11 protein-coding genes are annotated in these 12,285 nt (G+C 30.1%); all 11 read right to left on the reverse strand.

Annotation, left to right across the window (positions count from 1 at the left end; all coding sequences use genetic code 11):
• Window positions 1-145 precede the first annotated feature (145 nt).
• Window positions 146-910, reverse strand: a complete 765-nt coding sequence (locus tag AACQ14_RS08480; RefSeq protein ID WP_339363142.1) for an N-acetylmuramoyl-L-alanine amidase — start codon at window positions 908-910, stop codon at window positions 146-148.
• Between the two features lie 156 nt (window positions 911-1,066).
• Window positions 1,067-2,845, reverse strand: a complete 1,779-nt coding sequence (locus tag AACQ14_RS08485) for an ABC transporter ATP-binding protein (protein ID WP_339363143.1) — start codon at window positions 2,843-2,845, stop codon at window positions 1,067-1,069.
• A gap of 46 nt (window positions 2,846-2,891) precedes the next feature.
• Window positions 2,892-4,610 carry an ABC transporter ATP-binding protein gene (locus AACQ14_RS08490; RefSeq protein ID WP_339363144.1) on the reverse strand — a complete coding sequence of 573 codons (1,719 nt, stop codon included), beginning with the start codon at window positions 4,608-4,610 and terminating at the stop codon, window positions 2,892-2,894.
• Window positions 4,611-5,075: 465 nt separating this feature from the next.
• Window positions 5,076-6,365, reverse strand: a complete 1,290-nt coding sequence (locus tag AACQ14_RS08495) for a peptidylprolyl isomerase (RefSeq protein ID WP_339363145.1) — start codon at window positions 6,363-6,365, stop codon at window positions 5,076-5,078.
• Between the two features lie 133 nt (window positions 6,366-6,498).
• Window positions 6,499-6,945, reverse strand: coding sequence for a universal stress protein (locus tag AACQ14_RS08500; RefSeq protein WP_339363146.1), 447 nt, complete (start codon window positions 6,943-6,945; stop codon window positions 6,499-6,501).
• A gap of 254 nt (window positions 6,946-7,199) precedes the next feature.
• Window positions 7,200-7,496, reverse strand: coding sequence for a hypothetical protein (locus tag AACQ14_RS08505; protein WP_339363147.1), 297 nt, complete (start codon window positions 7,494-7,496; stop codon window positions 7,200-7,202).
• 195 nt (window positions 7,497-7,691) lie between these two features.
• Entirely contained in the window at window positions 7,692-8,396 is a 705-nt protein-coding gene (locus AACQ14_RS08510; protein ID WP_339363148.1) for a hypothetical protein, read from the reverse strand.
• A gap of 68 nt (window positions 8,397-8,464) precedes the next feature.
• The gene (gene murA / locus AACQ14_RS08515) at window positions 8,465-9,721 is read right to left on the reverse strand and encodes a UDP-N-acetylglucosamine 1-carboxyvinyltransferase (protein WP_339363149.1); all 1,257 of its coding nucleotides are present in this window, start codon (window positions 9,719-9,721) and stop codon (window positions 8,465-8,467) included.
• 67 nt (window positions 9,722-9,788) lie between these two features.
• Window positions 9,789-10,541 (reverse strand): YwmB family TATA-box binding protein, encoded by a 753-nt coding sequence (locus tag AACQ14_RS08520; RefSeq protein WP_339363150.1) that lies wholly within the window; start codon window positions 10,539-10,541, stop codon window positions 9,789-9,791.
• A gap of 99 nt (window positions 10,542-10,640) precedes the next feature.
• Complete coding sequence (locus AACQ14_RS08525) at window positions 10,641-11,498, reverse strand: S-layer homology domain-containing protein (protein ID WP_339363152.1); 858 nt, start codon at window positions 11,496-11,498, stop codon at window positions 10,641-10,643.
• A 31-nt stretch (window positions 11,499-11,529) separates the two neighbouring features.
• A partial coding sequence (locus AACQ14_RS08530; RefSeq protein WP_339363153.1) for a hypothetical protein occupies window positions 11,530-12,285 on the reverse strand: 756 nt, incomplete at its 5' end.

A 12,285-nucleotide genomic window follows, 5' to 3' on the forward strand; every position in this document is an offset into this window, starting at 1 on the left:
CATATTTTTATAAATAATTATAAATAGCTATCATCTAATGTTCAGGAAGTTTAATTCTATATCTATTATTATACTATCTAACAAGAAATTTTCATAGTAGAAATTAAGACATAAGTAAAAATTCTGATAGCTTTATAAATTTTCATTAAATGAATTTATCAAAATCGGTAATTTTTTCTTCGAACAAAGTTATTCTCATATCTAATTTATCGACTTTCTCCTGTAACTTCTTTATTCTTTTATCAACACTAAGGTTAGAATCTGGAATTACATCCTCAATATTTTTGATACCAAAATACTGTAGACACCCTAACAAGATTTTATCTGCCATGTCATCAATAAAATCTTCATCCTGCATCCAATCAACTTGTTCCTTCAGATCCATAAAACTTGCATCAATTAATATTCCCTGCATATTCAAGTGTTTCAGAACATAGTTATTTGAAGCCTTTATACCTCCACTAATATTATCAAATTGATTATTGATTAAATTAGCTAGGTTCCTGCTTTCAGTATCATTGTTTAAATATAAGATTTTCAGACTATTATCAGTATCATCCCAGTTACAAGCCTTAGGGTCATATTGCAATGCTATGTAAACAGATACCCTATCACCTGAGATATCGTCGTATTTGTTTAAATATGTAGTATAATTCACATTAGCTCTATTTATTCGTATTTCCAATGACATATCATATTCTTCAGGAGAGACATCCAATACTATAAAATTCAAATTCTTAGCTTTTTCAATAAATTTATTCATAATATCATTATTAAATTTCCTACGTTTAATATAATTGTCATCCTTCACTATAGGTAGTGCCAACCCATCAGAACCATAAATCTGTTGACTATAGCCTGAATCAACAATCACCAAAGGAAGATATCCCAACTTATCCTTTAATTTCATACCAAAACCATCCATATATTCTTATTACTAGTATATGCATGTAAATAAAATTATACATATTTTTTTATCAAATAACTTTATATTTTATTCAAATAAATATTTATGGACAGAATATCTTAAGATAGTAGATATTCTGCCCTTAATCATAAATGATGATTAGCTGATAGCTTCAAATTGAGCCATATAAAGATTATAGTAGATACCCTCTTGATTCATTAATTCATCATGGTTACCACTTTCAAGTATATTCCCTTTATCAACAACAAATATTCTATTTGCCTTCTGGATAGTTGATAATCTATGAGCAATAACAAAAGAGGTTCTGTTCTTAAGTAATTCCTCAATACCTTTTTGTACTAATCTTTCCGTATGTGTATCTATACTTGAAGTTGCCTCATCAAGGATAAGAATCTTAGGTTTAGATAACATGATTCTAGCAAAAGCAATCAATTGTCTTTGTCCTACTGATAATTTTGTACCTCGTTCATTAACTGCTGTATCATATCCTTTTTCAAGTTTCATAATGAATTCATGGGCATGAACAGCTTTAGCTGATTCTATTATCTCTTCGTCCGTGGCATCAAGTTTACCATATCTTATATTATCCTTGATTGTTCCAGTAAACAAGAATGTATCCTGTGTCATGATACCCATTTGACTTCTCAGACTTTCAATAGATACATCTCTAATATCTATACCATCTATTTTAACTGTTCCTTCATTAACATCGTAGAATCTGCTTAATAGATTGACTATAGTGGTTTTACCTGCACCAGTAGGTCCAACTAACGCTATTGTCTCACCTTCTTTAATATTGAAAGAAACATCCATTAACACTTTAACCTTCTCATCATATCCAAATGTAATATTATTAAATGTAACATTTCCTTTTATGGAAGGCATGGTTTTTGCATTGCTTATATCCTTAATATCAGGTTTAGTATCTAATATCTCAAAAATCCTTTCAGCTCCTGCTATATTAGTTATCAGCTGGTTATAAAAGTTACTTAGATTCATTATAGGCTGCCAGAACATACCAACATAAGTAGTAAAAGCAATCAATGTACCAACTGTTATTTCATTCTTAGAAGATAAATTTACCCCTATCAAGAAAACCATGATTGTACCGATACCCCAAGATATTTCAACCATAGGCCAGAATATATCATTGAGCCTCACAGCATTTATAAATGACCTTTTGTGTTCTCTTAATAATTCCCTAAAAGTCTTACTTGTATATTGCTCAGCTGTAAAGCTCTGAACTACACGTATACCAGAAAAATTTTCATGGGTATACGCATTCATATTAGAATTTTTCTTCCTGAATATCTGCCACCTTCTATGTGCTCTTACCTGTACAAAGTACATACCAAATACTAAAAATGGTAATAAAGCTAACGCACCTAAGGCAAGTTTTACATTTAATACAAACATGATTATAAGTACAACTATCAATGTTACAAAATCAGGAATTAGTGAAATGACACTGTTTGTCAAAACACTTTTCAATGAGTTAACATCTCCTATGACTCTTGCTAATACCTTACCTACAGGTCTATTATCAAAAAAGTTAAAGGATAATTTTTGAAGATGTTCATATAATTCCTGTCGTATTTCCATTAGTACCCTATTGGAAACCTTTGACATTATTACAATCCTTTTCTTCATACAATATCTACTGATCAAATTCATTATTATTGCAATTATTCCTATAACATATAACCCTTTAGCATTAAACTTTTTAATATAATCATCAATAGCAATCTTCATTAATATAGGATTCAATACGTTTACTGTGATTATTAAACCCATGATTATTAATACATGAATAATCTCTTTTTTATATTTCTTCATGTAACTGAACAATCTTAGTATTGTTACTTTTTTCAATTCCTCTTTTGATTGCTCATCTTCTCTAAAGTTATTTACTGCCATATTAACACCTCCGAATATTTTCTACATGTTTACCAGTCATAAAATTCTATACCGCATATCCTTCGTATTGTTCTTTTAAGGTGTCGTAGTAACGGCCTTTCATTTTGATAAGAGAATCATGGTTACCTCTCTCCACTATCTTTCCATCTTCAAGTATAATAATCTCATCTGCATTTTTTACTGCTGAGATTCTATGAGCAACTATTATCTTAGTGATATCATCTTTCTTATCAATTTCTTTTTGAATTTTGTGTTCTGTTTTCATATCAAGAGCTGATGTGGAATCATCAAAAATAATTATTTTACATTCTTTGGCTAAAGCTCTTGCTATACTAATTCTTTGTTTCTGTCCCCCAGATAAACCAATACCTCTTTCACCTATGACTGTATCATATCCCTCTTCCATATGTTCAATGAAATCATCTGCTTTTGCACTTTGTGCAGAATTGATTATTACATCGTTTGCTAATAAATCACCATACCCGAAACTAATATTTTCTTTTATAGTATCTGAGAACAAAAACACATCCTGCATAACCACAGAGATATTCTCACGCAAATTAGTCAATTCAATATCATTAATTCTTTCGTTATCAATCAATATCTCTCCATCTGTTGTATCATAAAATCTTTCCAAAAGATTGATTATAGATGTTTTTCCTGAGCCAGTAGCACCCATGATAGCAAGAGTCTTACTTGGTAGAATCTTGAAACTGATATCATCAAGAACCTTCTTACCATCTAATTCAAGCGATACATTATTAAATTCAACTTTTCCTTTAGGTTTATCTAACTTAGCAGGTTTATTTGCATTCTTGATTTCTGGTTCTTCGACAAATATTTTATCTATCTTCTTAGCTGATGCCTTTGCTTCTGCCATTAGGTTGCTAAGAAATCCAAATGACCTCATTGGCCAAATTACCATATTCATATAACCAGTGAATTTTACCAGAGTACCTACTGTCAAATCCTCACCAATTACCATTGAACCACCAAATACGATAACTAGTATTGGCAATATATTAGTCAACATCTCAATACTAGGAAAAAATCTTGACCATATTCTTGCTTGTTCCATGTTCAATTTGTAATAACCTTCGTTATGTGCTAAAAATTTCTTTATTTCATGTCTTTCCCTAGCAAACGCCTTAACTAATCTTATACCAGCTATATTCTCTTGAGCTGTTGTATTAAGGGTAGCATTTTGTTCACTAATCTTCTCATATGTAGCCCCTATTTTTTTCTCCAACAAGATTGCCATATAAGCAATAAAAGGTAATGTTATAAACGCTAGTAATGATAATTTAGCACTTATTCTAAACATAAAAATTGTTGCTATAACAAAATATATTATTATCTCTATAAATAACATGAGTCCAAAACTAATACCTTCCCAGACTCTATCAGCATCATCTTTGATTCTTGACATTAATTCCCCTGTATTTTTTCTATCAAAAAATCCAAGTGAAAGGCTTTGAATATGATCAAACAAATCTTGTCTAAGCCCACATATAATATTAGAACCTGCAAAATCAAACATTATCTCTTTTATATATCCCAGTACAGCCCTACCTAGAGTAATACCAATAAGCCCAGTTATAAGACCTTTGAATATACTTATATTTCCACCCTCAATAACATCATCAATTATTGTTCCTGTTATCATAGGCGTAAATAAGTCTAAAACTATACTACTCAATAAAGCAATACTTCCGAAGAAATACAAATACCAATATTTCCTCATATAATGCAAAACTCTCTTCATATTAATCCTCCTTACAAACCTCAAAATAATAGATTAGAAAATAAAAAAACCATGGCATAATTATCCCATGGTCAATTAATATAAAATATCAAAAAAGCCATAGGCACATAACCCATGGCTCACGTATCATATAAATAGATAAATTCTAATCTACTATCTGAGGCAGGGTCATCTCATATTTATCAAAGTTATTATCATTGATTAATTGATTTTTTATGTCTTTAACTATTCTTATTTTATTTAACATAACTCTACCTCCTTTTTTAATATTTATTAATAATAATTCTTTTATAATATTACACAAATATTTTTATTTTGTCAAACACTTTTTTAATAATATTATATTCATCAATGGTCCAAATATTACTTTTGGACCGAAAAAAAGCACCTGTATAAGGTGCTTTTTTAATATATGTTATGTAATTAGAGTATAAATATACATCTAATTACTCATATTGTTAGGAATTAGTTATTATCAGTAGTAGTATCTTCTGCATCATCTGTAGTTGCATTATCTTCTGGAGTTTTGTCGTCAGAAGCATCATCTTTTGATGTATCATCTGTTGAACCGTCATCTTTAGATGAATCATCATTTTTAGTCTCATCTGATTTATCTGTATCAGTAGTACTGTCTTCTTCTTCAACAGTATTTCTTGATTGTCTTACTACAATAGTCTTTACAACTTCTTCGTTTTCTTCTACTGTATATTCTTTTTCCCATTCTTTGTATTTAGCATCAAATGCTTGATACTTTAACTGTTCGATTGCAGAATCTTTAATTTTTTGTTCTTGATCTTTAAGAGCTTGGATATCTTCTTCTGTTGGCTCAATAATTTCTTCTAATTTAATAATGTGATATCCAAATGATGTTTCTACAAGCTCACTAACATCGCCTGGTTCCATGCTGAATGATACTTCAGTGAACTCTGGAGCAAAATTAGAACCTCTACCAAATGTATACTCTCCGCCCTTATCTTTTGAACCTGGGTCTTCTGAGTATTCTTTTACTAAAGCTTCAAAATCTTCTCCTGCTTTGACTTTAGCTAATACTTCTTCTGCTTTTGTTTTAACTTCAGCTTTTTTATCCTCAGGTAATGGTTGGCCTGCATCATCTGTTGTTATTAATAATATATGTCTTACTCTTACTTGCTTAGCATAATAGTCATATCCATTTTCTTGGTAACCTTTATACTCTTGACTTTGGTCTAATAATGCATTTAGTTCTTCTTCATCAGCTTCATAATCTTTCATTTCTTGTTCAAATAAAGCTTGAGTCAATGTTTGCTGTTCAAGAAGTTTTTTAACAACATCTAGAGTAATTCCATCTTCTGCCATTTTATCTTTACCGAATTGTTCTTCATATTTATTTAAGAACTCTTCAGCTGATTTTTCATTATTTTTAGCATCTTCATCAGATATTTCTACACCTTTTTCTTTTGCTACTAAAGCTAGTATATTAGAACTCTCTGCAGAAAATAACGCGTTTTCTTTTGCTATATCAACTACAGTTTTATTATCTTCTAGCTGCTGGTCCCATACATCAGGTCCAAACATTCCTTCATATTGCGCTTCTATTTGTCTTAAACGTAAATTAACTTCCCCTAGAATAACATTATGTTCACCATTTATTGTCGCTACTACTTTTGTTTCTGTGTCCTTATTATCAGTAGCTTTACCTTTGCTACAACCTGCGAACATAACTGTTGCCATTGCAAGCACTAAACATACTGAAATAAGCTTGTTGACTTTCTTCATTATTATTGCCACTCCTTTTATTTTCTTTAGTGAAATAAAAATATAAAATTATAAATTAACAATATATAACATATATTTCAATCTCTAGGCTTATTATATTTTAAATGATTTTCATAATAAAATCAAATTAAAATTAATTGGAAAATAATTTCTTATCTTTTATGAATTTTTTATTGTCATGATTGTTCCTTTCTAGTATTAACAATTCAACTTCATTTGTCTGGCTAAGGACGTTGTTCTCAATATCTTTTGTTAACAATCTACGAAGTTTGCTTCTCATAGTTTGACCTAAAACTAATCTAGTAATTTGCATTGATTTAATAAATTCCACTATCTTACTTGGTACATCTTTACCGCTTAAGAAATGGACTTCTCCACCTAACTGCTTTCCATACTCAAATAATTCTTCTAATAACTCTATAGATTGTTCATTCTTGAATATACTCATCCCTTTTTCAACATGTAGTATATGAAGCTCTCCATTTATCTCATTTGCGATTTCTGCACCTTTTCTTATTAATCTTTTTGAGTTCTTCTGTATAGTTATACACACTAGTACTTTTTCTACGTCTTGACTCATATACAAGCCCCCTTAATTACTCTTAAGGTAATATTTCAATTAAATGATTTACCTTAAGTACAGTGCCATTATAACATGTAATAAAATGTTATTCTACAAGTTAAAGAAAACTTCAATAATTGTTAACAAATTATTCATTATTGTTTATATTTACTTAGTAATTATTAAAAATAGATTAAGACTTTATCAAAAAAGTATATCTATCTCTTGGTTTTCTATATAAAATAATAAAAAGAACTACAATTAAGTAGTTCTCATTTAATATTATTATGATGGCCCATTATCCTACCATAAACAGCTGATTCACTGTCATGCTTATATTTCATAGGAAATAATTTGCACATTCTGTCCATTAACTCTTTATAAAACAACTCTTCTGCATGTTCACTATTAAAATCATTATTTTTTCTATTGAACCAATTTTTGTATTTTACTTCTTCAGATGATTTTAATTCTGACTCAATCTCTTTAACATCTTTCCACTTACCAGTATTTAATATTTTTTCAATACTACTTTCAAGAGCAAAAACATCCGAATCCTTACATTTCACAAACTGTCACTCCTCGCAAAATTAGTTTTTAATATAAGCTATAAAATGTATTATTGTCTATTTAACTTATATATTAAATTTATTTTATTATTCCCTACTTCATTCATATTTATTACTTGAGGAAATTAAGTTGGTTATGATTCATTTATAATAAAATGACCATTTTGTAAGAAAACGTATTATATACTATGAATCTTATTCAAAAAAGTCAGGATATCTATAATAATATGGTTTTGGATAACATATTGGTTTTCTGTAACATCTTCTTCTAGATCTTCTACATCTTCGTCCATACATTTCATTCACCAGCATGACTTGAATTGTATTTCTTAACCATCTATTAGGTTTTCTGTAGAACCCGCATCTTTTGCTTGAAGGCTCTATTTCACTATCATCTATATTGTTATTCTCTATTTTTTCTGTAAATTCCTTTATATCTATTGTATTATCTTTTTCTACTGCTTCGTAGATTTTATCTGTTATCATTTCTATGAACTCTTTCTCTGGGTAATCATCATACATGTAGCTTCCACTATGATCCATCTTATCGCATTCTTCATCAATGTAATATTGAATTTTTTTGCAAACTTCAGGATATAGGACTCTCATTTTCTTTTTATCCATCTCATCCATACCATTATAATCTTCTACTGGCATTTGAATAGGAACTTGCATATTAGGGTTCATATACATTCCAGAGTCATATTTTCTGTCATAGCCGTTTTTACTATATCGATTTTGGTTATATTTATTCTGATTATATCTGTTGTCATTATATCTATTTTGACTGGAACCATTTTTTCTATACCCATAATTACCGTACCCAAAGGTATCATCTCTTCCATCTGTCACAGAATATGGATTATAATAGTATTGGTAAGGGTCTTTATATTTATCCACTTTAAAATCCTCCAATTTATATGTCAATATAAATATATGCTTCTTAAATGGTTTGGTTCTTAAATATATCAATATTTTTTTATATTAGCTCCTATGGAAAGAAATTTTTCTACTACGTCTTCATATCCTCTTTCAATATACTTTATATCATTTATTACTGTTTTACCCTCTGCACATAATCCAGCTAACAAAAGAGCAATTCCACCCCTGAGATCTGAGGCATATACATTAGCTCCCATTAACTCATTCACCCCTACAATTATACAGCTTCGTCCTTCTACTTTTGCATTTGCCCCCATTTTAATCAGCTCACCTACATGCATGAACCTGTTTTCAAAAATGGTCTCAACTATAACACTAGTTCCTTCTGCAATAGACATCAATGCCATGAAAGGAGCTTGCATATCTGTTGGAAATCCAGGAAATGGAAGTGTTGTTATGTCAACAGCCTTTATTTTACCATTACTTTTTACTCTAATTCTATCATCATTAGCCTCAACGGTTACATTACTTTCTTCAAGTTTTGCAATAATAGGATTAACGTGATCAAGAATAATATTTTCTATAGTTAAATCACCACCAGTTATTGCTGCTGCTATCATGAATGTACCAGCTTCCATCCTGTCTGGAATTATCTCATGTCTAACACCATGCAATTTGGATACACCTTCTATAATAATAGTATCTGTTCCAGCACCTTTGATATCAGCCCCCATCTTAAGTAGAAAATTAGCTAAATCTACAATCTCAGGCTCAATGGCGGCATTTTCAATAGTGGTCTTACCTTCTGCCATAACTGCTGCCATCATTATATTCTCTGTTGCACCTACACTAGGAAAATCTAAATATATCTTAGCCCCGATAAGCTTCTTAGCTATTGCTTCAATGTATCCGTGCTCCATGCTTATATGAGCCCCTAAAGCTGTCAATCCTTTTATATGAAGGTCAATAGGTCTATTTCCAATAACACATCCTCCAGGCATACAAATCTTGGTTTTTCCTTTTCTTGATAGCATTGGACCTAACATAAGGACAGATGCTCTTATCTTCTGTCCTATATCTTCACATGTCATATCAGTTGATTTAATATCATCTGCTCTGACATCCAATATTTTATTTTTTTTATCCCAATCTATTTCTACACCTATATTAACTAAAATGTCTTTCATATTTTTCACATCAGTCAGGTCAGGTACGTCTTCTATATAACAATGCTCATTTGTCAATATAGATGCAGCTATTATTGGTAGAACAGCATTTTTTGAACCACTTATCTTAACATTACCTCTTAGCTTACTGCTTTTCATTATTTCTAATTTATTCAAGTCATCTTATCCTCTCATATAGTGCTATATAAATAATAATCTCTACTACTTACTTATTGATTAAATCTTAATAATCAATGGTTATAACTGGAATAGCAGCATATAAATAGGTCATATCTTCTAATTCATTATAAGTCAATGCCAGATCAACATTGATTTTTTCGCCTTCAGTGATTATATGTTCATCAATATATCTGGAATATCCATAAATGCTGTATATGTTTTCTGTTTTGAAACTATCTTTTACCTGACAGCTCATCTTATTTGCAATCTGCTTAACTATCTCTTTTGCCTTAGATTCATCCAACTTTCCTTTGTGCTTACTTGTAATAGTGAGATTATCTCTCGCATCCATATTCATTTCTTGGAATATCTCAGTGATCTTGTCTCTGAAATAGAGTATGCTGCCACATTTATCATTTAGAACAATATTTATGACTATATAATTCTCTACCTTTAATCCATTATTAGCCACTTCTTCTATAATTTCTACTACTTTAATTGTTGTATCTGCTTCTTTTGTTTTCTTATTGATACTATAGACTTTTTTGAATTCTTTAGAATTATAATCTTCATTGTATTCTGGTTCTAATCCCAGCTTATTTACAACTTCTAGAGCAAGTTTTTCCATTTCTGATTTAGTCATATAACTTTTACTATACTCTCCCCACATATTCAGATCGGTTTCACAGAGTGTAAAATTGACTTCGTTAAAAGTTGTCAGTAATTTTTCTTCACCATTTACAATCATCTTTTCTACATCATTAGCTACTATCAGTGCAGCAAAAACCAAAATAATACATGTAATTTTCCTTAACATAAAAAATCCCCCAATCTCATACTTTAATATATTAGAAGTATGAACACTTAGGGGGAATTTTATTCAATTTACACCAAGTAATTATTATATATCATAATATTATTTTATCGTATAATTAGTCTGTAATACTCTTGACAAAATAGTCGCACATTGTTGTCTTGTAGCCTTCATATTAGGTTTATATGGATTATAGAAAACATCTATATCCCTGACTATATCTGCTTTTGCCATATTGACAAAGTTCTCATTGCTCCAGTGATTAACTGTAGGCGCTTTGTAACTACTTGATTCATCATGGAATCTAAAAGTCTTATCTATTATTTTCAAGACTTCACCAATAGTTATATCTCCCTTAGGATTACAAAGCCCATTACCATTTCCTGATACAATACCTTTATTAGCTAAAGTCATAATATACTTCCTGCCCCAAAAAGCATTATCTACATCTTTAAAAATAGATTCTGATCCAGTATCAATCTCATAATCAGCAGTCGCAGCCAACATGGCAAAAAATTCAGCTCTAACTACATTATTATTAGGCTTGAATGAATTATCTTCATAACCATTAATAATACCTCTATCATATAAATTAAGTATATCGTATCTATTTACTTTATCCTCTGGTAGATCAGTTAGAATATCTTGCTCAGCCTTTTGCATCTTCAAGATGATTCTCACTGGAAAATTTATTCTATCTATAGTCATTTTATTAAACCCTTTTGGAATGTTACTTCCAACTCTATATGTTACTTCCAAAACATTATCATTAGTCAAATAATAACTTATTATTTGTATTTCATCGTTATTATCATCAGCATTCCAAGATAATTCTATCTCTCCGTTAGTTTCAGAATACTGAGTAAAATTGTATATTACTCTGCTAGAAACAGCGGACACCATAGTTGTGTTAATAAATAGACTGGTTATTATTGTAAGTATTATAACATATTTTTTCATTAAACTCATTCCTCCCCTCTAGACTTTTTTATCACTCAATCTTGGACCATATGCTAAATACTTCTCCATACTTCATACTGTCTTTTGCCCTTATATCATTGGCATTGCTAATCAATCCAAGTTTTACTGCTTTTGCAATACTCTCCTTATAAGCACTATCTATAGTCGAATCCTTCTTAAGATTACTAAGAACATTGCTGTCATATTTTATTGATTTGTCATTCATTATCTCATAAGTCCTAACAAACATATTGAATCCTGCTTCTCTTGACACTGTTGACTTGTCATGGGTACCTGTTTTACTTATTCCAGAATTAGTCAAATGTCTCATAGTATTCTTATCAATATATTTAGCTAGATCAATATTTCTTTCTTCAGTTAATATTCCATACATAATATTCAACATTTGATTTTCAGTAATATTATTATCTGGATTATAATTATCAAGTCCACTTATCTTATATTTACCAGCTATTTCTTTTCTTGCAGCTTCAGACCAGTGAGTTGGAACCGTAGGAGTTACAGTATCCATTTTTTCTTGATCCGTTATATATAATCCAAAAACTCCTAATGAACCTGTGTTAAATGTAACGTTACCAGAGTAAGTATTATATTTACCTTCTATCTCCTGCCATTTATTATGTTTTGAATCCTTTCTATAGGTAATGACTTCTTTTCCATACAAACCATATCTAGGTTTGGCTTTTACGTTAATCATCATTTCTTTATCAGTATACTTTATTTCATTAGTACCTTTATCCGTTGAAATATACATTCCTAGTTTCTG

It is taken from the genome of Vallitalea maricola, from assembly GCF_036985595.1.
In the GTDB taxonomy this organism is placed as follows: domain Bacteria; phylum Bacillota; class Clostridia; order Lachnospirales; family Vallitaleaceae; genus Vallitalea; species Vallitalea maricola.

What these genes read in the sequence shown, in the direction of transcription:
- AACQ14_RS08500 (WP_339363146.1), bottom strand. Translation starts at nt 6,945, where the DNA reads ATGAGTCAAGACGTAGAAAAAGTACTAGTGTGTATAACTATACAGAAG.
- AACQ14_RS08490 (WP_339363144.1), bottom strand. Translation starts at nt 4,610, where the DNA reads ATGAAGAGAGTTTTGCATTATATGAGGAAATATTGGTATTTGTATTTC.
- AACQ14_RS08520 (WP_339363150.1), bottom strand. Translation starts at nt 10,541, where the DNA reads ATGTTAAGGAAAATTACATGTATTATTTTGGTTTTTGCTGCACTGATA.
- AACQ14_RS08485 (WP_339363143.1), bottom strand. Translation starts at nt 2,845, where the DNA reads ATGGCAGTAAATAACTTTAGAGAAGATGAGCAATCAAAAGAGGAATTG.
- AACQ14_RS08495 (WP_339363145.1), bottom strand. Translation starts at nt 6,365, where the DNA reads ATGAAGAAAGTCAACAAGCTTATTTCAGTATGTTTAGTGCTTGCAATG.
- AACQ14_RS08480 (WP_339363142.1), bottom strand. Translation starts at nt 910, where the DNA reads ATGAAATTAAAGGATAAGTTGGGATATCTTCCTTTGGTGATTGTTGAT.
- AACQ14_RS08525 (WP_339363152.1), bottom strand. Translation starts at nt 11,498, where the DNA reads ATGAAAAAATATGTTATAATACTTACAATAATAACCAGTCTATTTATT.